Source organism: Lactiplantibacillus xiangfangensis, from assembly GCF_001438845.1.
Lineage (GTDB): Bacteria > Bacillota > Bacilli > Lactobacillales > Lactobacillaceae > Lactiplantibacillus > Lactiplantibacillus xiangfangensis.
Genome location: NZ_JQCL01000080.1, coordinates 363633 through 385798, shown reverse-complemented (window position 1 = coordinate 385798; position 22166 = coordinate 363633). Strand labels below are relative to the sequence as shown.

21 protein-coding genes are annotated in these 22166 nt (G+C 45.3%); 18 read left to right on the top strand and 3 right to left on the bottom strand.

Features of this window, described 5'->3' with window-relative positions; genetic code table 11:
• The first annotated feature begins 13 nt into the window (after nucleotides 1-13).
• The 18 genes from infB to lepA all read left to right on the top strand — a co-directional run bounded on the left by infB (nucleotide 14) and on the right by lepA (nucleotide 20633).
• A complete protein-coding gene (infB, locus tag IV64_RS10980) occupies nucleotides 14-2650 on the top strand; it encodes a translation initiation factor IF-2 (protein ID WP_057707286.1) in 2637 nt (878 codons plus the stop codon).
• Between the two features lie 25 nt (nucleotides 2651-2675).
• Nucleotides 2676-3029, top strand: coding sequence for a 30S ribosome-binding factor RbfA (gene rbfA, locus IV64_RS10975; RefSeq protein ID WP_057707285.1), 354 nt, complete (start codon nucleotides 2676-2678; stop codon nucleotides 3027-3029).
• Between the two features lie 162 nt (nucleotides 3030-3191).
• Nucleotides 3192-4052, top strand: a complete 861-nt coding sequence (locus IV64_RS10970; protein ID WP_057707284.1) for an NAD(P)H-binding protein — start codon at nucleotides 3192-3194, stop codon at nucleotides 4050-4052.
• Nucleotides 4053-4133: 81 nt separating this feature from the next.
• Nucleotides 4134-4565 (top strand): Rrf2 family transcriptional regulator, encoded by a 432-nt coding sequence (locus IV64_RS10965; RefSeq protein WP_057707283.1) that lies wholly within the window; start codon nucleotides 4134-4136, stop codon nucleotides 4563-4565.
• Nucleotides 4566-4663: 98 nt separating this feature from the next.
• Nucleotides 4664-5587, top strand: a complete 924-nt coding sequence (truB, locus tag IV64_RS10960) for a tRNA pseudouridine(55) synthase TruB (protein ID WP_057707282.1) — start codon at nucleotides 4664-4666, stop codon at nucleotides 5585-5587.
• Nucleotides 5588-5601: 14 nt separating this feature from the next.
• Nucleotides 5602-6609, top strand: a complete 1008-nt coding sequence (ribF, locus tag IV64_RS10955; protein WP_057707281.1) for a riboflavin biosynthesis protein RibF — start codon at nucleotides 5602-5604, stop codon at nucleotides 6607-6609.
• Entirely contained in the window at nucleotides 6609-7322 is a 714-nt protein-coding gene (budA, locus tag IV64_RS10950; RefSeq protein WP_057707280.1) for an acetolactate decarboxylase, read from the top strand. The genes ribF and budA overlap by 1 nt, the downstream gene beginning before the upstream one ends.
• A 400-nt stretch (nucleotides 7323-7722) precedes the next feature.
• Nucleotides 7723-8766, top strand: coding sequence for a heat-inducible transcriptional repressor HrcA (gene hrcA, locus IV64_RS10945; RefSeq protein ID WP_057707279.1), 1044 nt, complete (start codon nucleotides 7723-7725; stop codon nucleotides 8764-8766).
• Nucleotides 8767-8777: 11 nt separating this feature from the next.
• Nucleotides 8778-9386: a nucleotide exchange factor GrpE gene (gene grpE / locus IV64_RS10940; RefSeq protein WP_083491647.1), complete on the top strand. Its 609-nt coding sequence runs from the start codon at nucleotides 8778-8780 to the stop codon at nucleotides 9384-9386.
• A gap of 43 nt (nucleotides 9387-9429) precedes the next feature.
• Complete coding sequence (gene dnaK / locus IV64_RS10935) at nucleotides 9430-11298, top strand: molecular chaperone DnaK (RefSeq protein WP_057707277.1); 1869 nt, start codon at nucleotides 9430-9432, stop codon at nucleotides 11296-11298.
• 101 nt (nucleotides 11299-11399) lie between these two features.
• A complete protein-coding gene (dnaJ, locus tag IV64_RS10930) occupies nucleotides 11400-12545 on the top strand; it encodes a molecular chaperone DnaJ (protein WP_057707276.1) in 1146 nt (381 codons plus the stop codon).
• 447 nt (nucleotides 12546-12992) lie between these two features.
• Entirely contained in the window at nucleotides 12993-14165 is a 1173-nt protein-coding gene (locus IV64_RS10925) for a serine hydrolase domain-containing protein (RefSeq protein ID WP_057707275.1), read from the top strand.
• Between the two features lie 36 nt (nucleotides 14166-14201).
• Complete coding sequence (locus tag IV64_RS10920) at nucleotides 14202-14351, top strand: teichoic acid D-Ala incorporation-associated protein DltX (protein ID WP_003640708.1); 150 nt, start codon at nucleotides 14202-14204, stop codon at nucleotides 14349-14351.
• A 40-nt stretch (nucleotides 14352-14391) separates the two neighbouring features.
• Nucleotides 14392-15918, top strand: coding sequence for a D-alanine--poly(phosphoribitol) ligase subunit DltA (gene dltA, locus IV64_RS10915; RefSeq protein WP_057707274.1), 1527 nt, complete (start codon nucleotides 14392-14394; stop codon nucleotides 15916-15918).
• Nucleotides 15915-17129, top strand: coding sequence for a D-alanyl-lipoteichoic acid biosynthesis protein DltB (dltB, locus tag IV64_RS10910; RefSeq protein ID WP_057707273.1), 1215 nt, complete (start codon nucleotides 15915-15917; stop codon nucleotides 17127-17129). The genes dltA and dltB overlap by 4 nt, the downstream gene beginning before the upstream one ends.
• A 25-nt stretch (nucleotides 17130-17154) precedes the next feature.
• Nucleotides 17155-17391, top strand: coding sequence for a D-alanine--poly(phosphoribitol) ligase subunit DltC (gene dltC, locus IV64_RS10905; protein ID WP_057707272.1), 237 nt, complete (start codon nucleotides 17155-17157; stop codon nucleotides 17389-17391).
• Nucleotides 17388-18674 carry a D-alanyl-lipoteichoic acid biosynthesis protein DltD gene (gene dltD, locus IV64_RS10900; protein WP_057707271.1) on the top strand — a complete coding sequence of 429 codons (1287 nt, stop codon included), beginning with the start codon at nucleotides 17388-17390 and terminating at the stop codon, nucleotides 18672-18674. The genes dltC and dltD overlap by 4 nt, the downstream gene beginning before the upstream one ends.
• 123 nt (nucleotides 18675-18797) lie before the next feature.
• A complete protein-coding gene (gene lepA / locus IV64_RS10895) occupies nucleotides 18798-20633 on the top strand; it encodes a translation elongation factor 4 (protein WP_057707270.1) in 1836 nt (611 codons plus the stop codon).
• Nucleotides 20634-20812: 179 nt separating this feature from the next.
• On the opposite strand, the gene IV64_RS10890 is transcribed toward lepA, so the two are convergent.
• The 3 genes from IV64_RS10890 to IV64_RS10880 form a co-directional block, all read right to left on the bottom strand.
• Entirely contained in the window at nucleotides 20813-21049 is a 237-nt protein-coding gene (locus IV64_RS10890) for a hypothetical protein (RefSeq protein WP_057707269.1), read from the bottom strand.
• 131 nt (nucleotides 21050-21180) lie between these two features.
• Nucleotides 21181-21387 (bottom strand): hypothetical protein, encoded by a 207-nt coding sequence (locus IV64_RS10885; protein WP_057707268.1) that lies wholly within the window; start codon nucleotides 21385-21387, stop codon nucleotides 21181-21183.
• Between the two features lie 307 nt (nucleotides 21388-21694).
• Entirely contained in the window at nucleotides 21695-22156 is a 462-nt protein-coding gene (locus tag IV64_RS10880; RefSeq protein ID WP_057707267.1) for a hypothetical protein, read from the bottom strand.
• Nucleotides 22157-22166 lie beyond the last annotated feature (10 nt).

The following is a 22166-nucleotide window of genomic DNA, read 5'->3' as shown; positions in this document are numbered from 1 at the left end:
GGAGGGTGAAGATATGGGGAAAAAGCGAATTTATGAATTAGCGAAGGAGCTCAACGTCCCGAGTAAACAGTTGATCGCGCAAGCGCAACAGTTGGGATTCTCCGTCAAAAATCATATGTCGACACTCGGTGACACCGAAGCAAGCCAATTAAAGGGTGCTACTTCGGGCGCCACCCATCCTAATCCTAAAGCTACAACGGCTAGTAACACTGGCCGCGTTGCGCCTAGCGCAGCGAAAACTGTGACACGAACTGCTAATCAGCAGCAATCCAACTCGCGTCATCAACAGAGTGGTGATTCTTTGAATAATAATCGTAATAATAACAATAATCAGAGTCGGTCGAACAATAGTCAAAGTCGTTCCAACAATACGAATCGTTCTAGTAACGGTAGTAGCCGGACGACCAATAGCACCCGGAGTACTAGTAACAACACAAACCGGAGTAGCAATACGAGCCGACCAAATAGTAATAACAGCAACCGGTCCAATAACAGCCAGAACCGTTCTAACAACAGTCAGAATCGGTCAAACAATGGCCAAAATCGGTCTAATAATAGCCAGAACCATTCCAACAATGGTCAAAATCGGTCCAACAACAGTCAGAACCATTCTAACAATGGTCAAAACCGTTCGAATAGTTCACAAAATCGTTCAAGCAACGGTAACAGTAATAACCGGAGCAGTTCGACAACGAACAGTTCACGTAACGGAAGCGGCCGGTTTGGTGGCGGTTTAGGCAGCAACAATAACAACGGTGGCGGTAGTCGTTACCGTGGTAACAACAATAATCGTCGGCGTAATAACCGCAATAATCGTGGTCGTAACAATAAGAACCAACGGATTCGCCAAGTTAGCAACAAGCCCGTTTCTGTTCGTAAGGATAAGCCGTTACCAGAAACGTTGGTTTACACGGTTGGTATGAACGCGCAGGATCTGGGTAAGATTTTGCACCGTGAACCAGCTGAAATTATCAAGAAGTTGTTCATGTTAGGCGTTGCTGTTAACCAAAACCAATCATTGGATAAAGAAACCATTGAAGTCTTAGCGGCTGATTATGGTATCGATGCCCAAGAAAAGGTTCAAGTTGACGTTACCGACTTGGATAAGTTTTTCGATGATGAAAACAAGAACACTGAAAACTTGGAAACCCGGGCACCAGTTGTTACCGTCATGGGTCACGTTGACCATGGTAAGACGACGCTGCTTGATAAGTTACGTCATACGCACGTAACTGCGGGCGAAGCCGGTGGGATCACGCAAGCAATCGGTGCTTACCAAGTTAAGCACGATGGCAAGACGATTACTTTCTTGGATACACCAGGACATGCGGCCTTCACTGAAATGCGGGCGCGTGGTGCTGATATCACTGATATTACCGTGTTAGTTGTTGCGGCTGATGACGGTGTGATGCCACAAACAATCGAAGCTATCAACCATGCGAAGGCGGCTAAGGTACCAATTATCGTCGCTGTTAACAAGATTGATAAGCCAGGTGCTAACCCGAACCATGTGATGGAACAATTAACCGAATACGGTTTAATTCCTGAAGACTGGGGTGGCGATACGATCTTCGTCCAGATTTCGGCTAAGTTTGGTAAGAACTTAGATGAATTATTGGATATGATCCTATTACAAGCCGAAGTGCTGGAATTAAAGGCTAACCCTAAGCAAAACGCTGCTGGGTCTGTCCTGGAAGCTAGTTTGGATCGTGGTAAGGGTTCAACGGCAACCTTGTTAGTTCAACAAGGAACGATGCACGTTGGTGACCCAATTGTTGTTGGGAATACTTACGGTAAAGTTCGGACCATGACTAATGATCATGGAAAACGAATTAAGGAAGCCGTTCCATCAACCCCAATTGAAATTACTGGGTTAAGTGATGTGCCAGATGCTGGGGATCGGTTCGTAGTCTTTGACGACGAAAAGACCGCTCGTGATGCTGGTGAACAACGTGCTAAGCAAGCCTTAATGGATGAACGGAAACAGACGAACCACGTGACGCTTGATAACCTGTTTGATTCAATGAAACAGGGTGAATTGAAGGAAGTCGACGTTATCATCAAGGCCGACGTTCAAGGTTCCGTTGAAGCGTTAGCTGGGAGTTTACGTAAGATCGAAGTTAAGGGCGTTCGGGTTAACATTATCCATACTGCCGTTGGGGCCATTAACGAAAGTGATGTTGCCTTGGCAGAAGCAAGTAATGCCATTATCATCGGGTTTAACGTTCGACCGACGCCACAGGCTAAGTCACAAGCTGACACTGATGACGTGGACATTCGTTTGCATCAAGTCATCTACAACGCAATCGATGAAATCGAAAGCGCGATGAAGGGGATGCTTGAACCTAAATACGAAGAAAAGATTACTGGTCAAGCCGAAATTCGTGAAATCTACAAGGTTTCGAAGATTGGTACGATCGGTGGTGGGATGGTCACTGATGGTGTCATCCACCGCGAATCTGGTGTTCGGGTTATCCGTGACGGCGTCGTTATCTACGATGGTAAGTTAGCTAGTCTACGTCGTTTCAAGGATGACGTTAAAGAAGTTAAACAAGGCTTTGAACTTGGATTACGGATTGAAGACTACAACGACATTAAAGTGAACGATGTAATTGAAGCTTATGTCATGAAGGAAGTTCCGATTGAATAAGCACCTTAATTGGGAGGTAAACTAGATGGCACAACATTATCGAGTTGGTCGGCTAGAACAAGAAATTCAACGCGAAGTCGATGATATTTTGTTAAAGCGTGTCCGTGATCCCCGGGTTGCGGGACTCACCATTACTGGTGTGACCGTAACGGGTGATTTACAGCAAGCCACCATTTACTACAGTATTTTATCTGACAAAGCGTCGGATGGTGAAAAGACGGCAGCTGGCCTGGAAAAGGCAAAGGGCCTAATTCGGAGTGAATTAGGTTCCCGGCTGAGCATCTATAAAACACCAGAACTCATTTTTGAACGGGACCATTCTGTTCAATATGGGAGTCGAATCGACGAACTAATCAATAATTTAAAACGTCAGGATTAGCCTGATGATCTTAAGCCGCCACGAATTTCGTGGCGGCTTTTTTTAGATTCTAGTGGCAGTTGGCAGACTTAACTGTTGACAATAAAGTAACAACTGGTTATGATAATACCTGTGCTTAATAAAACAACAAATAACGGTTTAAAAGAAAGAAGACATTTAATTATGAAATACGCAATTTCAGCAGCAACTGGTCATTTTGGTCAAATCGTCATCAAAGAACTTTTGAAGACGGTCGCACCGTCCGACGTCATTGCAATTGTTCGGAACCCTGAAAAAGCAGCAAAAGTTCTCCCAACCACGATCACGGTTCGCCAAGCCGATTACACGGATGAACCTGCCTTAGAACAGGCACTGGCCGGGGTCGACCGCTTCCTATTTATTTCTTCGGTACCAGGTGGCGCCGTTTCACGGGAACAGCAGCATCAAAACGTCGTTACGGCTGCCAAGGCAGCTGGCGTTGGTTACATTGCGTATACGAGTTTTGCCAAAGCGGATACGGCCAAGTCTGCGTTATCCACGGATCATGTTTTTACTGAGAAGCTGATCAAGGATAGTGGGATGGCCTACTCATTCTTGCGTAACGCTTGGTACTTGGAAAATGAAACGTCTTACTTACAAGCTGGTGCCGCTGGAAAAGATGCCATTTACGCAGCTGGCGATGGCAAAATCAGCTTTGCATTGGAACGGGAATACGCCGTTGCTGCGGCTAAGGTCCTATTGTTGGCAGATCCAAAGGCGGTCTACGAATTTGGTGGGCAACCACGCTCTTACGCGGACTTAGCCCAAGCAATCAAGCGGGCAACGGGACGCGACGACTTCCAGTTCAAAGCAGTGAGTCCTGCTGAGTATCAACAAGCCCTGATTGCTGGTGGCATGGATGCTAACTTGGCGTCAGTGCTAGGTGGTATGCAAACGATGATGGCCGATAATGAACTAAATGTCAGCTCTGACGACTTAGCAACGGTCTTGGGCCACCCATTAACCCCAATCGAAACGGCAATTAAGGAAATCTTAGCGCGGTAACTTATGATTAGCTGTCAACGGCATCTTCGGGTACAATGAATAAAGATTAAGATGGTATGGTATACAAGGGGGGCTAGTTGCATGAAGTATTCTTATAAATTGAGCGATGCCATTCACGTTTTGGCGTACGTTGCAATTATTGATGATCAAAAGATCACTAGTAATGATATTGCAGCTAGTATTGAAGCCAATGCTAGCGTTGTTCGGCGACTAATGGCCGATTTGAAACGTGCGGGATTGTTGATCAGTCAAACTGGATCGGCCCGCCCACGGTTAGCTAAACCTGCCGATGAAATTACCGTACAAGACGTCTTTAAAGCCGTTGAAACTAATCATGATCTGTTACACGTAGACCCACGGACGAACATGGACTGTCCGGTTGGTGCCAACATTCAGCAAACGTTGGATAGTCTTTACGACCGGATTCAGGCCGCAGCGGAAGCAGAAATGGCGCACCAAACGTTGGCTGATGTGATTGAAGGTATTCAGACTCGGCGGGCGCAAATTAGTTAGTCAGAAAGCTGTCATCATTTACGGTGATGGCTTTTTGTGCGTTTTCGCAGTGTGGTATACTGAGAAAAGTTATTTTAAAATGAGGAGCAGTCAAAATTATGCCAAACGGAATTTTACCGCTATATAAGCCTCGTGGTCTAACTAGTTTTGACTGCGTGGCTAAAATCAGAAAATTATACCAAACGCGTAAGGTTGGTCATTCGGGTACCTTGGATCCTAATGTCGATGGTGTTTTACCAATTTGTATTGGCAACGCTACCAAGGCCGTGCAGTTCTTAGTGGCTTCAGGAAAACAATATCAAGGAAGCATTACCCTTGGATTCGCAACGACGACCGAGGATCTTGATGGTGATGAGATTGACCGTAAAGCCATTACAACGCCGTTTACGACTGAACAGATCGACGCCGTGCTCCAGCAGATGACCGGTGAACTGACCCAGATCCCACCCATGTTTTCAGCGGTGAAGGTCAACGGTCGGCGGCTCTACGATTACGCACGTCATGGTGAAACCGTGGAACGGCCCGTTCGCCACATTACCATCACGAGTTTTGAACAACGGCAACCAGCAACGTACGATGCGGAAAAGCAGACCCAGACCATCTACTTTACGGTCGCTTGTAGCAAGGGGACCTATGTGCGGACGCTCGCCGTTGACGCTGGGAAAGCTTTAGGCGTCCCAGCCGTCATGAGTGATCTGACGCGTCTGAAGAGTGGTGGCTTTACGCTGGACGAAACGGTGACCTTTGAACAAATCGCTGAGCGGGTCGCCGAAGGAACGGAAGACGAGTTGCTATCACCAATCGATAAGGCACTCAGTCAGTATCCTCGGATCATCATTGAAGATGAGCTGTGGTCTAAAGTGAAAAACGGGGTGTGGCTGACGGCGCAAGATTTACAAATAACAGCGCCAGATGCGAGCCCAATGGTTGCGTTGATTTATCAAGACAGCCTAAAATGTCTATATAGTTATCGACCAGATGAACAGCGGTACAAGCCGTTTAAAATGTTTGCGGTCAATTAAGGAGTCCTTTTTTCATGCAAGTGATTAATTTACAGTACCCGGTGGATTTCAATCAAATCCCCGCTGGTCCAAGCGTACTTGCCCTTGGCTTTTTTGACGGGGTACACCAGGGCCATCAACAAGTCGTCGCGACTGCTAGAAGAGCAGCACGTGCAAAGCGGGCGCAACTGGCCGTGATGACGTTTGATCAACACCCGTCCGTCGTCTTTGGAAATGCGGATCCGCAACACGTGCGGTATTTGACAACAGTGGATCAAAAAGCGACGTTAATGGCCGAAATGGGCGTTGATATCCTTTATGTGTTGCACTTTGACCGTGTCGTTGGGGCGTTACCACCCCAAACGTTTGTTGACCAACTGATTGTGGGCTTACATGTCCAGACGGTGGTCGCCGGTTTTGACTACACGTATGGCCCTAAGAATGTTGCAAATATGCAACACTTGGGTGAATACGCGCAGGGCCGGTTTGACATCATCGAGGTGCCAAAAGCGGTTTTTGATGATCAAAAAATTAGTTCAACGCGGATTCGAAAGGCGTTGGATGCGGGGGACATTGACTTAGCCAATGACTTGCTCGGTTACCAGTACGAAACGGCTGGTGAAGTGGTTCACGGGGAAGCTCGGGGCCGGACCCTCGGTTTTCCAACGGCTAACGTTGCCCACGGGAGCAATGCCCGGGTACCAGGTATTGGGACGTACGTCACGATGGTCCAAGTAGGCGATCAGTGGGTCATGGGCATGGCATCCGTTGGGCGCAACGTGACGTTTGGCGATGACCGGCCCATCACGGTTGAAATCAACTTACTTAATTTTAGTGGTGATATTTATGGCCAGACGGTGACAGTTCGCTGGGCACACCGGATGCGCGGGGAAGTTAAGTTTGCTAGCGCCGATGAATTGGTCGACCAGTTGAAGCGTGACGAACAGGAGACGCGTGACTATTACGTGGCGCACCCATTTGTAGTGACGCCCCGGTTAACGGCGGTGCAGCAACAAAAGCAATCAAAAACGGAGGAAGCATAATGGCAGCGACGGATAAAATCTTTCAACATGGTACTTTAGGATTGCTAGTTCCCGGTTTGTTCGACGGAACGATTACGGCCGGCGAATTGCTGACCCATGGAGATACTGGGATTGGGACGCTTGATGGTTTGAACGGGGAAGTAATTATCATCAACGGTCATGCCTACCAAGCACGTGAGGATGGTCAGGTACGAGAAATTGCGGCGGATGAGACTTTACCGTTTGCATCGGTCCACTTTGAAAAGCCTGATATCAGTGCGCCAATTGAAGCGACGAACCAGGCGGACTTTGAGACCCAAGTTGTCCGTGATTACCGGTTAAGAAACGTTTTCGCTGCAATCCGGATCGACGGTACGTTTAAAACCATTAAGACGCGGGTAGCACCTAGACAGCAGCCGCCTTATAAGACGTTGGTTCAAGCAACAGCGACCCAGCCTGAATTTAGTGGTGAACACGTTCAGGGGACCATTGTCGGCTATTACGCGCCACAGCTCTTTCAAGGTGCCACGGTTGGTGGGTTCCACTTACACTTTTTGAGTCAGGACCATCAATTAGGCGGTCATTTATTAGGTTTTGAAATTGAGCAAGCCGAATTGAAGATTCAGCATTTTGCTGATTTTCAAGTTCATTTGCCAATTGATAACGAGGCCTACTTGCAAGAAGAATTTGATAACGAAACAATTGACCACGCCATTAACAAGGCAGAACGTTAAGCAAACGACCTTTTGACTATATGTAGTATAAAAATAACGGTTCAGAAATTTTACTCAACAGATTTCTGAACTGTTATTTTAATTTGGCTTAATTTCGGTTTTGAGTAAAAAAATTAGCACGATTTGCGTTTATTATTAGCACTCTAATAATAAGAGTGCTAATATAGACGTTGTGAAAGGGAAAAGGTCATGGTAAAGGTGCCAAGTATCAGCTGGTTTTGCTAAATCTTGTTTCAAAATCACCATGGCTAGACCACCGTTTAGCAAGGGATTGAGACCTGATTCAAGTAGTTGGCAACGGATATAAAAAATACTTTGCCCTTCCTTGACTTTCGCCTGAAGGGTTGTTATATTAGTAACTGTGTTAGCACTTAACTTAACAGAGTGCTAAAAAGAGGTGATGATCACGTTAACTGAACGACAAAGCCTGATTTTAAAGGCCATTGTTCGTGACTATACCGAAGGCGGTAATCCCGTTGGATCCAAGTCGCTGGTGCAAGAGTTGCCAGTAAAGGTCAGCTCCGCAACCATCCGTAATGAGATGGCACGACTTGAAGACCTTGGGTTGATCGTTAAGACGCACCTATCATCAGGTCGGATTCCATCTATTAAAGGGTATCGGTACTACGTTGACCATATTTTGAAACCAGAAAAGGTTGACGGCCAAGATTTGAAAGTCATCCAGCATTCGTTGGGTGGCGAATTCCATAAGATCGACGAAATTGTTGCGCAATCTGCCGACATCTTGTCACAATTGACTAGTTACACGACGTTTACGCTACGACCAGAGTTAAAAGATAGTCGGTTGAGTGGGTTCCGTCTCGTGCCGCTTGGAAACCATCAAGTGATGGCAATCCTGGTGACAAATAACGGTGACGTTGAAAATCAGACGTTTACGATTCCCAATGATTTATCTGGTGATGAGCTCGAACCCGTTGTTCGGTTTATCGATGATCAATTGATTGGCCTGCCGTTACAAGACGTCCTGCGAAAATTGCAAAAGGAAATCCCGCTGAAGCTTGCGAAGTACTTGCAAGATCCTAAGGGGTTCTTAGATATTTTTGGCAGTGTATTGTCCAAGGCAGCCTCTGAACGGTTCTACGTTGGTGGTAAGTTGAATCTTTTCAACTATACGAACCAGCAGAATCCGCGAGAATTGCAGTCATTGTACTCGTTGCTTGACCAAACGGACAACTTAGCGAATGTGATTGGGCCACCTGGTCAACACATTCAGGTTCGTATCGGTAATGAGATCACCAACGATTTGTTGAAGGATTACAGTTTAATTACTGCGACGTACGACGTTGATCAGCACGGTAAAGGGATGATTGCCATCTTGGGTCCGACAGCGATGCCGTATTCGCGGATGATTGGACTGATGGGTGCGTTCCAACAGGAGCTTGCCCGCAAATTATTAGATTATTACCGGTACTTTGATGAGTGACGGACAGGGAGATGAAAGCATTGGCTAAAGAAACAAAGAGTGCTGAAGCAGCTGAAGATACAACTTCAACGGCCACCAGTACGACTAGTGAAGCTAGTCAAGCTGCGACTTCGACTGCCAGTGAAACAGCAGGTGCAGCGGACAAACAGTCGGCCAAAGATCCACGCGATGAACAGATCCAAAGCTTGAAAGATCAGCTTGATCAAAAAGATGACCAGTTACTTCGTGCCCAAGCGGAAATTGTGAATATGCAAAACCGCAACAAGAAGGAACAAGCCGCAATGATCAAGTATGACGGTCAATCGTTAGCTAAAGATGTTTTACCCGTTTTGGATAACTTGGAACGGGCATTATCGACGCAGGCAGACGACGAGGCAGCACAACAGTTGAAGAAGGGCGTTGAAATGGTCTATGGCCATTTACAAGACGCTTTGAAGAAACACAGTGTTACCGAAGTACCGGCTGATGGTGAGAAGTTTGATCCAAACATTCACCAAGCTGTTCAGACAGTACCTGCTGACAAGGATCATCCAGCTGATACGGTTGTTCAAGTCTTACAAAAGGGTTACCTTTTCAACGACCGAACGCTCCGTGCAGCGATGGTCGTTGTCGCACAATAAATGATTAAAAATAAAAATAAATTAAAAAGAGGTTTGTTGATTTATGGCAAGTAATAAAATTATCGGTATTGACCTCGGGACGACGAACTCTGCAGTTGCCGTTCTCGAAGGTAATGAACCTAAAATTATCACAACTCCTGAAGGTGGCCGGACGGTCCCATCAGTCGTTGCGTTTAAAGATGGCGAAACTCAAGTTGGTGAAGTTGCCAAACGGCAAGCAATCACTAACCCTAACACGGTTTCATCAATTAAGCGTCACATGGGTGAAGCGGGCTACAAAGTAAACGTTGATGGCAAGGATTACACGCCACAACAAATTTCCGCGATGATTTTACAATACATCAAGGGCTTTGCTGAAGACTACTTGGGTGACACGGTTGAAAAGGCTGTTGTAACCGTTCCAGCATACTTTAACGATGCACAACGGCAAGCAACCAAGGATGCTGGTAAGATTGCCGGCTTAAACATTGAACGGATTATCAACGAACCAACTGCCGCTGCATTGGCTTATGGTTTGGATAAAACCGACAAAGATGAAAAGATCTTAGTCTATGACCTTGGTGGTGGGACCTTTGATGTTTCCATCCTTGAATTAGGCGACGGTGTCTTCGAAGTATTATCAACCAATGGTGATACGCAACTTGGTGGTGATGACTTTGACCAAAAGATTATCGACTGGTTAGTTGCTGGCTTCAAGGCTGACAACGGGGTCGACTTATCCCAAGACAAGATGGCCTTACAACGGTTAAAGGATGCTGCTGAAAAAGCTAAGAAGGACCTTTCAGGTGTTTCTGAAGCTCAAATCAGTTTGCCATTTATTTCTGCCGGTGCAAACGGCCCATTACATTTGGAAACCACGTTAACTCGTGCCAAGTTTAATGAATTAACGGCTGACTTAGTTGAAAAGACTCGGATTCCTGTTGAAAACGCGTTGAAGGATGCTAAGTTATCTGCTAGTGATTTGGACGTTGTGATCTTAAACGGTGGGTCTACTCGGATTCCAGCTGTTCAAGATGCCGTTGAAAAGTGGACTGGCAAAGAATCAAACCACTCCATTAACCCTGACGAAGCCGTTGCTTTAGGGGCTGCCGTTCAAGGTGGTGTCATTACTGGTGACGTTAAGGACGTTGTTTTACTTGACGTTACGCCACTTTCCCTTGGGATTGAAACCATGGGTGGGGTCTTCACTAAGTTGATCGATCGGAACACGACGATTCCAACGAGCAAGTCCCAAGTCTTCAGTACTGCTGCGGACAATCAACCTGCCGTAGATATTCACGTCTTACAAGGTGAACGTCCAATGGCTGCTGATAATAAGACGCTGGGTCGTTTCCAATTAACGGACATTCCAGCTGCACCCCGTGGGGTTCCTCAAATCGAAGTTAAGTTCGATATTGATAAGAACGGTATCGTGAACGTTTCTGCTAAGGATATGGGCACGAACAAAGAACAAAAGATTACCATCAAGAGTTCATCGGGTCTTTCTGACGATGAAATTGATCAAATGGTCAAGGAAGCTAAAGAAAACGAAGACGCCGACAAGAAGCGTAAAGAAGAAGTTGACTTGAAGAACGAAGTTGACCAATTGATCTTCACAACCGACAAGACGTTGAAGGAACTCAAGGGTAAGGTTTCTGATGAAGAAGTCAAGAAGGCCCAAGATGCCCGTGACGCTTTGAAGAAGGCCCAAGATGACAACAACGTTGACGAAATGAAGGCCAAGAAGGACGACTTGAACAAGATCGTGCAAGACTTGTCAGTTAAACTTTATCAACAGACCCAACAAGCTGAAGGCGCAAAAGCTGGCGCTGACGGCAAGGCTACTGGTGCTGCTGATCAAGGTAAGAGTGACGATGACAATACGGTTGACGGTGACTTCGAAGACTTAGATAAAGATAAGGATAAGAAGTAATACCGAGTAAACAAAAAAGGCCAGGGCCGCGCGGTCTTGGCCTTTTTGTTTTAAATATGCTAATATTAATGAGACTTTAAAGGGATCATTAGGAGGTTACGATGGCAGAACAAGACTTATATAAGGTTCTGGGTGTTGAAAAAGACGCCAGTCAGGATGAAATCAAAAAGGCTTACCGCAAGCTTTCGAAGAAGTATCATCCTGATTTGAACCACGAACCCGGTGCAGAAGAAAAGTTTAAAGCTGTCAATGAAGCGTATGAAACGTTAGGTGATCCGCAAAAACGGAGCCAGTACGATCAATTTGGATCCGCTGGCGGGCAGCAAGGTTTCGGTGGTGGCGCTGGCGGCTTTGGCGGTCAAGACTTTGGTGGTTTTGGCGGCGGCGGTGGCTTCGACGACATCTTCAGTCAGTTTTTTGGTGGCGGAGGCGGCGGTGGCCGACGTCCTAACCCGACTGCGCCGCAACAAGGACGCGACTTACAATATGAGATGACGTTAGAATTCGAAGATGCCATCTTTGGTAAGAAGACTAATATTACCTATAACCGTGAAGAACAATGTGAAACTTGTGGTGGCTCTGGTGCTAAGCCAGGGACTTCACCAGTAACGTGTTCTAAGTGTCACGGGAGCGGGTATATTCAAGTTCAAACGAATACACCCCTTGGTCGCATGATGAGTCAGCAAGTTTGTGACGTTTGTCATGGGACTGGGAAAGAAATCAAAGAAAAATGTGCAACCTGTGGTGGTTCTGGTCATACTGAACAGAGTCATTCCATTAAGGTTACCGTTCCCGCTGGGGTTGAAGAAGGCCAGCAGATGCGTCTTCAAAACCAGGGTGAAGCTGGGGCTAATGGGGGTCCTTACGGGGACTTGTTCATTATTTTCCGAGTTGAGCCTAGCAAGGACTTCGAACGGGATGGCGCAACGATCTACTTCAAGTTACCAATCGACTTTGTGCAAGCTGCGTTAGGTGACGAAGTTGAGGTCAAGACCGTGCACGGTGATGTCAAACTCAAGATTCCAGCCGGTACCCAAACGGGCACGACTTTCCGCTTACGTGGAAAGGGTGCACCGCGATTACGTGGTAACGGTAATGGTGATGAGCGGGTAACCGTCACGATTGAAACACCGACCCATCTGAATAAGGGACAAAAAGAAGCTTTGAAGACTTTTGCTAAAGCCAGTGGTAAAACCGTTGCTGGTAATGGGAAGAGCTCACTTTTCGATAAGTTACGTGGTGTTTAAGGCTTTCTTAACCTTTTCAGCACTGTACAAATGAAATTTGATCAAAGGGACCGTCCAACCGACACCAATCGGCTGAATGGCCCCTTTTGTTGTGTGGACCTGAAAGTGGTCGTTACCGTTTATTAACTAACCTTTCAGAGTGCTTGATTTGGGACAAACCGTTTCGTTCTGCTGTAATTGGGACGCGGTCCAGTGCTAGAATTAATCAAGGAGGTAAAGGAAAAGCTAATCTTTGTGGGGGATGGTTTAACGGTTATGTTACAAAATCGTTACAATAATGTCAGTGATTAAAACGGACGTGCAGGGTTTTTATCCTTTTCGAATGGGAGTTGTGAATTTGCTAGGATGATTGTTAGAATTATCCTTGAACTTAGCGTACTCGCAGTGAAGCTATACGCGGATCAAAAAGAGTCCGTGATAAATTAGACTAGTGGGGAAGTTAATAATTTGAAGTCAAATAAAGGATTAATCGTAATCGTTCTTGGGCTGTTAGTGCTTGGTGGTGCCGGAACGTGGTTTGTTCGACACCAAGCACGTACCGTAAAGACCGAGCAAATTCAACGTAAAAAGAAAAAAACGGCCAAAGCAGTTGCGAAGAAAAATTCGCAACTGAGTCGTAAAGTTAACCGGACAACGTTTTTGAATACGAAGTCGCCGAAAAAACAAATTACTAAGACACTGAAACTGAGTCACTTTGTTGGGACGGCACTGGTGATCAAAAATGATCAGGTGATTTACCAAAAGGGATTTGGGTACGCTGATCAAGCAATGGCAGTCAAGAATACGCCAGCTTCTAAGTACCAAATCTTGTCGATTCAAAAGTCAATTACCGCGGTGGGCATTATGCAACTGGTTCAGGCGGGAAAGATGAAGTTAAGTGATCCGGTAACGAAGTATTACCCAACCATCAAGTATGGTCGGGATACGACGATTCGTCAGATGTTAGATATGACAACCGGCTACTGGTTAAAAAAAGGATCTAAAAAGCCGTTATCCGAAGCACAAACGGTCAATTACGTTTTAGATCACATGGTTTATCGTAAGCAGAAGGTCGGTATCTTCAATTATTCCGCGGCGAACTACGTCTTACTCGCTGGGATTATTCGCAAGGTGTCCGGTCAATCTTACCAACACTTTATTAATAAGCAGATTATTCATAAGCTGGGACTGAAACACACCGGCTTTGTGGTCAACGGGATGGGAATTAATGCGACGACGGGGTACAAAGCGTCGGCTAAGCAGATCGTCCCTAAGTATAAACACCAAGTGCATGAGACGAAGGCCCAAATGCATGATGAACTTGGTACTGGTCAAATTTATATGTCGACTGGCGACCTATTCAAGGTTGAAAGTGCAATTTTAAAGGGCAAATTGATCAAGAAGGCTAACGTTGCGATTCTGCATACGCGGACCGCAACTGGCGAATATGGCGGTGGAGTCTATAACATCAGTAACGGGATTCGGTCACACGGATTAGGTTACGGTTATGAGTCCGACGTCCACGTTTCGGCGGATGGTCGCAGTGGCGTGGTGCTACTTAGCAATTACCGGCGTCGCTCGGCTAGTATCGAATTTGCCGCCAACAAAATATTTAGTGAATTAATGATTGGTGATTTATAAACGCCATTGGGATGAATAATTTGAGGAGGTGAAGGCATGTTCGCAAAATTGAAAAGCTGGTTTCAACGTCCGGTGGTTCAATTCATTGCGCTAACAGTATTTTATTTTGCTGTCATGCTGGCTTTGGTTTACCTATACGGGTACAGTGGGATCAACCAGGCCAAGTTCATTTACAATGAATTCTAGTAAGTGGACGCGTTAATTTATTGTTTGGGGGAAATTACTAATGATTAAAGATGTCATCAAAACAATCGATGATTACGCACGGACGCAACCCACTAAAGTGGTGTATGACGTCCAAGGCGTACAGCACACGTATGCTGAATTAAAAGCTTATTCAGACGCACTAGCAGCGCATTTAGACACCTTAGATTTACCAGCCAAAGCACCAATTATTGTCTTTGGTGGGCAAACCTTTGAAATGATTGCCACCTTCTTAGGTGTGGTTAAGTCTGGTCGGGCCTATATCCCGATTGACACCCATTCGCCTAACGAACGGTTGACGATGATCAATGAAATTGCTAAGCCAGCAGCGGCCATTGCCGTTGTTGATTTACCAACTGGTGTCGGCACGACGCCAGTGATTACGCCAGATCAATTGGACGCCATTTTCAAGACGACCGTTGATTATCAGGCTGATCATGCGGCCGAGGGAGACGATGATTACTACATTATCTTTACTTCCGGGACCACTGGTAAGCCTAAAGGGGTTGAAATTAGTCACGATAACTTATTAAGTTACGTTAACTGGATGCTCAGTGATGATTTTGGTCTACCAAAGCAACCAAACTCACTGTCACAACCACCGTATTCTTTTGATTTATCCGTGATGGACCTTTACCCAACCCTTGCAATGGGCGGGACGCTCTACGCGTTACCAAAGGCCGTTACCGATGACTTTAAGCAATTATTTGCGGCTTTACCAACGCTGCCAATCAATGTTTGGGTCTCAACACCATCATTCATGGATATCTGTTTGTTAGAACCCAAGTTTGATGCTGAACACTTACCAAGCTTGACGCACTTCTTGTTCTGTGGTGAAGAATTGACGCACAAGACCGCGGCAACGTTAAAGAAACGTTTCCCAGCTGCGCGGATTTTCAACACCTATGGCCCAACTGAAACGTGTGTTGCGGTGACCCAAATTGAAGTCACGGACGATGCGTTAGCTAAGTTTGACCGGTTACCAATTGGTTACGCTAAAGCTGATACCAAAATGATGATTGTTGATGAAGACGGTCACGAAGTTCCTAACGGTACGGAGGGTGAATTAATCATTTCTGGTCCTAGCGTTTCCAAGGGTTACTTGCATAATCCTGAAAAGACTGAAAAAGCGTTCTTCAGTTTAGATGGTCAACGCGCTTACCATTCCGGTGATATCGGGACGATGGACGCAGACGGGTTGTTCCGTTACCGGGGCCGGGTCGATTTCCAAATCAAGATGCACGGTTACCGAATCGAATTGGAAGAAGTTGACCACTTCTTAGGGCAACAGCAACACATTAAACAAGCCGTTGCGGTACCAAAATATAATAAAGAGCATAAAGTCACACAGATGATTGCCTACGTTGTGCCGAAGTCAAATGATTTTGAAACGGACTTCGCGTTGACAACGGCGATTAAAAAGGACCTTCAAGGAATGATGATGGAATACATGATTCCCCAACGGTTCGTTTATAAAGAGAGCTTGCCATTAACGCCTAACGGTAAAATTGATGTCAAGTCGATCATTAAAGAGGTTAATCCAGAATGATGTCTTTTGACCCATACGGTAACCCAACGTACTTTGTATTGCTCTTTATTGCGTTGCTACCGTTAATGATTGGTCTGCTTTACGGGCGGCGTTCGCACGTTTACGAATCGATCATTTCATTCATTTTCTTACTATTAACGTTCGGTGGTGTCAAATGGCATACCGGGATTGCGTTAATTTGTTACCTGATTTACCAGATTGCACTGGTGTGGCTGTATTCCAAGTATCGTCAGCGACCGGATTCACCCAATAAAGGTTGGATCTTTGTGGTTAGTGTTATTTTGGCGATTGCACCGTTAGCGGCTGTTAAAATTACGCCGGCGGTCAGTCACGGTGCTAGTTCGATCATTGGTTTCTTGGGAATTTCTTATTTAACCTTTAAAGTGGTTCAAACCATCATGGAAACGCGTGATGGCGTGATTAAAGAGTTCCATCCGGTCTTGTTTGGGCAGTTCTTACTGTTCTTCCCAACCATCTCATCTGGTCCAATCGACCGTTATCGGCGGTTTGTTAAGGATTATGATAGTGTACCGACCCGGAGTAAGTACTTAGGATTAGTTGAAAAAGGGGTCCGTTACATTTTCTTAGGCTTCCTTTACAAGTTTATCCTGGCTTACATTTTTGGGACCCGGATGTTACCCGTTGTTGAACACGCCGCGTTACAAGCACACGGTATTTCGTGGGCGCTTGTCGGTGTCATGTACGTCTACAGTATGGACTTGTTCTTTGACTTCGCTGGTTACAGTTTGTTTGCCGTCGGGATCAGTTACTTGATGGGTGTGGAAACACCAATGAACTTTAACCAACCTTTCAAGTCCAAGAACATCAAAGACTTCTGGAATCGTTGGCACATGACGCTGTCATTTTGGTTCCGTGACTTTATCTACATGCGGTTAGTTTTCTTCTTCATGAAGCATAAGGTCTTCAAGAGTCGGATTACGACAGCCAACGTTTGTTATGTCATCAACATGCTGATTATGGGGTTCTGGCATGGGGAAACGTGGTACTACATCGTTTATGGGCTGTTCCATGGTCTGGCAATGGTCGTCAACGATGCTTGGCTACGTTACAAGAAGAAGCATCAGGCGCAGATTCCGTCCAACAAGTTTACGGAATACTTTGCGATTTTCCTGACGTTTAACGTGGTTTGTTTCAGTTTCCTGATTTTCTCAGGATTCCTGAACACGTTATTCTTCACAGCTCGGCCATAAATTTAATTTAAGGGAGTAATTTATTATGGATGATACAAAAGCAACGGTCTTATCAATTTTACAAGATTTAACTGGTGAAGACGTGTCTGGTAACATGGACACGAACTTGTTTGACGAAGGTATCCTTGATTCAATGGGTTCAGTTCAACTCTTATTGGAATTACAAAACCAATTAGGAATTGAAGTGCCGGTCTCAGAATTCGAACGGTCAGAATGGGACACACCGGCTAAAATTGTTGCTAAGGTCGAGAGTATGCAATGAGTGTTTCCAAACGCCTTTTTAAGATTTTTGGGCCAATTATTTTGGCGGCAATCTTATTATTGGCCGTTCTGCTTTCACCATTCTCATTTGGATTAAACCACGTTTCTAAAGATACTGAACGTAGCGCAGCGGTGTCTTTGTCAGCCAACGTTTTAAAGGGCCGACAAATTAAGCGCCAAGCGTTGGGGGATGGCTATGTGCCGTTCTTCGGTTCATCTGAATGGTCTCGGTTTGACCCGATGCATCCATCCGTATTGGCAGAGAAGTATCACCGTGATTACCGCCCGTTCTTGTTGGGTGCACGGGGAACTCAATCTTTGACCCAGTACTTCGTGATGCAATCGGTTAAGAAGCAGATTACAAATAAGAAGGCCGTCTTCGTAATTTCGCCACAGTGGTTCGTTCCACAAGGTACTGCGAAAGATGCTTTTGCTTACTACTACTCACCACTACAAACCATTGACTGGCTCCAGACGGAAAAGAATACTGAGATGGATCGCTACGCGGCAAAACGCTTGTTACAGATGCCATCCGGTTCTTCCGATAAGGTGTTAGCAGGTGCGTTAGCGCGGGTCGCCGCTGGGTTTAAACCAACCAGTGCGCAGATGGCTTACGTGAACTACAAGGCGCGGGTGCTGGGTAGTGAAGATGAATTCTTCTCCCGCTTTGGGATTGCCGGTAAGAACTTGAATACCGTCAATCAGCAGGCCAAACAGTTACCAGCAACTTACGATTTCAATAAATTAGATACGTTAGCTGGTAAAATTGGGAAGGCTCAAACAACTTCTAATAGCTTAGAAATCAGCAACCGGTTCTGGAAGACCAAGCTGAAGCGTAACTATAAACGCTTGAAGGGGTCCCAAACGCACTTGAACTATACCAAGTCGCCAGAATTTGCTGACTTCCAGTTAGTCTTGAATCAATTTGCCCAGACACACACCAACGTGTTATTCATTATTCCACCAATTAACCAACGGTGGTCGGATTACACTGGTTTGTCGATGGACATGATTGCAAAATTCGATCAGAAGATTCGTTACCAGTTAACCAGCCAAGGGTTCAATAACATTGTTGATTTGACCCAAGACGGTAACGAGGATTACTTCATGACCGATACAATTCACTTAGGTTGGCGGGGTTGGTTAGCGGTTGATCAAAAGGTCAATCCGTTCTTAAGCAAGAACAACACCCAAAAGCCAAAATATAAAATCAACGACGACTTCTATTCGAACAAGTGGCAACAGTTGGATCCGGATGAGTTGGGCACGTTTGAAACAAAATAGTGATGACAAATCGCACTAGCCAATTGGTTAGTGCGATTTTGAGTTTTGCGGATAAATTGAGATTACTTGCTTTAGTTGGTATAATTGTAAGGATTAGGAATTAGGAAGAAAGTAGGAAAATCAATGGATAAAGCGACAATGCAGGATCGACAAAAGCACATCCGGAATTTTTCAATCGTCGCCCATATTGACCATGGTAAATCAACATTGGCGGATCGGATTCTTGAATTAACGGATACCATTTCGAAACGAGAAATGCAGGATCAGGTACTGGATTCAATGGATCTAGAACGAGAACGTGGGATTACCATCAAGTTAAACGCGGTGGAACTACACTACCACGCTAAAGATGGTGAAACGTATATTTTTCACTTGATCGATACCCCGGGACACGTTGATTTCACGTACGAAGTTTCGCGGAGCTTAGCAGCTTGTGAAGGCGCCGTATTGGTTGTGGATGCGGCCCAAGGGGTTGAAGCCCAGACATTAGCAAACGTCTACTTGGCGATTGATGATGACTTGGAAATCGTTCCGGTAATCAATAAGATCGACTTGCCATCTGCGGAACCTGAAAAGGTCCGTAAAGAGATTGAAGACGATATTGGCATCGACGCAGAGGACGCTGTACTGACCTCTGCTAAGGCCGGAATCGGGATTGAAGATCTCCTCGAACAAATCGTGAAAAAGGTTCCAGCACCACAGGGTGATATTGAGGCACCATTAAAGGCGTTAGTCTTTGATTCAGTGTACGATGATTACCGTGGGGTTGTCTTGAGTATCCGGGTGCACGAAGGGATTGTTCGTCCCGGTGACCGCATTCGGTTGATGAATAGTGGTAGTGAGTACGAAGTAACCGAAGTCGGGGTTAACTCGCCTAAACCATTACCACGGGATTTCTTAATGGCCGGTGATGTTGGTTACATCACAGCTAGCATCAAGGACATTCAGGATACCCGGGTGGGTGATACGGTGACCAACGCCGCACGCCCAGCTGAAAAGGCATTGGAAGGTTACCGCGAAATGCACCCAATGGTTTACGCTGGGATTTATCCAACCGATAATGCGAAGTTTACCGATTTACGTGAAGCACTAGAAAAGTTGAAGTTAAACGATGCGGCGTTGGAATTTGAAGCCGAATCGTCACAGGCGTTAGGGTTTGGGTTCCGGTGTGGTTTCTTAGGGTTATTGCACATGGACGTCGTTCAAGAACGGCTGGAACGTGAATTCAACTTAGACTTGATTACGACCGCACCATCAGTAACGTACCACGTTTTGATGACTGATGGGACTGAAAAGGACGTCGAAAACCCAGCTGAAATGCCGGAAGCGTCGTCAATTAAAGAGATTCGGGAACCTTACGTCAAGGCACAGATCATGGTGCCAAATGAATACGTTGGGGCCGTCATGGAATTAGCCCAACGTAAGCGGGGTGAGTTCGATACGATGGAATACTTGGATAATAACCGGGTTAACGTGGTGTACTACATTCCGTTATCCGAAATTATCTTTGATTTCTTCGATAAGTTGAAGTCCAATACGCGGGGATATGCTTCCCTTGATTACGACATTGACGAATACCGTGCGAGTGATTTGGTCAAAATTGATATCTTGTTGAACGGTGATCAAGTTGATGCGTTGAGTTTCATTGCGCACCGGGACTTTGCGCCGGCGCGTGGTCGGGAAATCGCTTCGAAGTTGAAGACGATTATTCCACGGCAAAACTTTGAAATTCCAGTTCAGGCGACGATTGGTTCTAAGGTCATTGCCCGGACGAACATCAAGGCTTACCGGAAAGACGTTACGGCCCACTTATACGGTGGTGACCGAACTCGTCGGATGAAGTTACTTGAAAAGCAAAAAGCGGGTAAGAAACGAATGAAGGCTGTCGGCCGGGTAGAAATCCCGCAGGAAGCGTTCATGGCAGTTTTGAAAACTGACGAGGAAGAAAACCCGTCATAGAAAGGTTCCGCTGATGCGGAGCTTTTTTATTTGGGCGATTTGCCAACATTGAAACTGTAATGTTGGCAAAATGGACATAGTTTTTGTTTAAAAAACGCTCAAAGCTATTTAAGGTAGCCTTGGGCGTGAAAGTAAGAAAATTTTAAATGCAGCTACTTCTGAAATTTCAGAAGTTTATCTCAATGATTTAAAAGAATTTCTTTAAGCGCTTCTTTAACAAGTCGGGTTTGGGTTGCAGAAACAACGAGCGCAATCTCCGTGATTTCCTGAATCTGATTGTCATTAAGTGAGGAACTATGGGAAGTTGCTTTTGCAATATGTTCAGCGAATTTACTTTGAAGATTTGAATCTTTAGCTGTTCTTTCCAAGGCAGAGCTAAATGCCTTGTCAATATCATTAGCGGTTAATTGGTTCAAAATTATCATCTCCTTAAATTGATTATCGCATAAAGAACGGAGGTGGTAGTGATGGAAGCTTGGCATGAAAAAGTTAGCACTGTCGTTGATACTGGAAAGGACATTTTAGCTAACACATTTTCTGGCTTTTATTATTTTGAAGTGTCTTCATCGTCTAAAGCCAGTGATTTTGATCTTTCAGCAATTAGGTTAGTTAGTTCGGCCAGGTCATCTGCTGTGGCCATTTTTTTAATGAAGTTACGGGCTACGGAACGCCGATTAATATATTGTGTGCGTTCCTTGTTTTTCGCGTCCCATTTTTTATTGGCACGTTTCTTTGCTTCAGTGTATTCAGCCATATTAAGATCTCCTATTTGATTAATCTGATTTCTTGTAAAAAGCTGTAAATGGAAAATATTAGGCCAATGATAGCAACACATAATGCACTAATTGAAATAATATGAGTCATCCTAATTTTCCTTTCGTTTGACGTGATAAGTACGTGGAAAAAGTCAATGAATTTATTTATATAACTATTATAATATTTAGATGTGTATTTGGGGCCGATAAATATAATTAAGTCTAAAAAAGTAAAAGAAGTCCACCTGTAAATTTCAGTCGGGTAGACTTCTTTTGCTCTAAATAATGATCTTCACCAGAGTGGTTTTAGAACCGCTTAGCCAGTGCCTTAGTCTTGAAGTAGTACTTCGTTGGGGCACCTTCGTCTTCCATGGTTGCGGGCCGGCTTGCCCGTAAAGAAGCGTGGTGGTGACGCGTCACCTTTTTCCAAAGAGGACCGCCATCCGTGGCGTACTTGCCCACGATGTAATTGCCGTGATACTTTTTGACGCCCAGTTCAGAATGGCCGTAAGCGTACCGTGGGAACTTCTTTCCCGATACCTTGTACCAGTGGGAACTAGTCGCACTCTTAGTATAGAAGTGATACTTGGTTGCCTTAACTTGGTCGTACTTATGCCGACGACTATTATAGTGATACCAATGTCCCCGCAATGAAGTCGGCACGGTCGTGTAGTGGTGACGCTTAGCATTAGCCGTTGTCGTTCCCACGGACAACGTTAACCCTAACGTTGCAACTAACAGAAAAATTGCTAAAAAACGTTTTTTCATGAGGCTCCTC

What these genes read in the sequence shown, in the direction of transcription:
- infB (WP_057707286.1), top strand. Translation starts at nt 14, where the DNA reads ATGGGGAAAAAGCGAATTTATGAATTAGCGAAGGAGCTCAACGTCCCG.
- rbfA (WP_057707285.1), top strand. Translation starts at nt 2,676, where the DNA reads ATGGCACAACATTATCGAGTTGGTCGGCTAGAACAAGAAATTCAACGC.
- IV64_RS10970 (WP_057707284.1), top strand. Translation starts at nt 3,192, where the DNA reads ATGAAATACGCAATTTCAGCAGCAACTGGTCATTTTGGTCAAATCGTC.
- IV64_RS10965 (WP_057707283.1), top strand. Translation starts at nt 4,134, where the DNA reads ATGAAGTATTCTTATAAATTGAGCGATGCCATTCACGTTTTGGCGTAC.
- truB (WP_057707282.1), top strand. Translation starts at nt 4,664, where the DNA reads ATGCCAAACGGAATTTTACCGCTATATAAGCCTCGTGGTCTAACTAGT.
- ribF (WP_057707281.1), top strand. Translation starts at nt 5,602, where the DNA reads ATGCAAGTGATTAATTTACAGTACCCGGTGGATTTCAATCAAATCCCC.
- budA (WP_057707280.1), top strand. Translation starts at nt 6,609, where the DNA reads ATGGCAGCGACGGATAAAATCTTTCAACATGGTACTTTAGGATTGCTA.
- hrcA (WP_057707279.1), top strand. Translation starts at nt 7,723, where the DNA reads ATGATCACGTTAACTGAACGACAAAGCCTGATTTTAAAGGCCATTGTT.
- grpE (WP_083491647.1), top strand. Translation starts at nt 8,778, where the DNA reads ATGAAAGCATTGGCTAAAGAAACAAAGAGTGCTGAAGCAGCTGAAGAT.
- dnaK (WP_057707277.1), top strand. Translation starts at nt 9,430, where the DNA reads ATGGCAAGTAATAAAATTATCGGTATTGACCTCGGGACGACGAACTCT.
- dnaJ (WP_057707276.1), top strand. Translation starts at nt 11,400, where the DNA reads ATGGCAGAACAAGACTTATATAAGGTTCTGGGTGTTGAAAAAGACGCC.
- IV64_RS10920 (WP_003640708.1), top strand. Translation starts at nt 14,202, where the DNA reads ATGTTCGCAAAATTGAAAAGCTGGTTTCAACGTCCGGTGGTTCAATTC.
- dltA (WP_057707274.1), top strand. Translation starts at nt 14,392, where the DNA reads ATGATTAAAGATGTCATCAAAACAATCGATGATTACGCACGGACGCAA.
- dltB (WP_057707273.1), top strand. Translation starts at nt 15,915, where the DNA reads ATGATGTCTTTTGACCCATACGGTAACCCAACGTACTTTGTATTGCTC.
- dltC (WP_057707272.1), top strand. Translation starts at nt 17,155, where the DNA reads ATGGATGATACAAAAGCAACGGTCTTATCAATTTTACAAGATTTAACT.
- dltD (WP_057707271.1), top strand. Translation starts at nt 17,388, where the DNA reads ATGAGTGTTTCCAAACGCCTTTTTAAGATTTTTGGGCCAATTATTTTG.
- lepA (WP_057707270.1), top strand. Translation starts at nt 18,798, where the DNA reads ATGGATAAAGCGACAATGCAGGATCGACAAAAGCACATCCGGAATTTT.
- IV64_RS10885 (WP_057707268.1), bottom strand. Translation starts at nt 21,387, where the DNA reads ATGGCTGAATACACTGAAGCAAAGAAACGTGCCAATAAAAAATGGGAC.
- IV64_RS10880 (WP_057707267.1), bottom strand. Translation starts at nt 22,156, where the DNA reads ATGAAAAAACGTTTTTTAGCAATTTTTCTGTTAGTTGCAACGTTAGGG.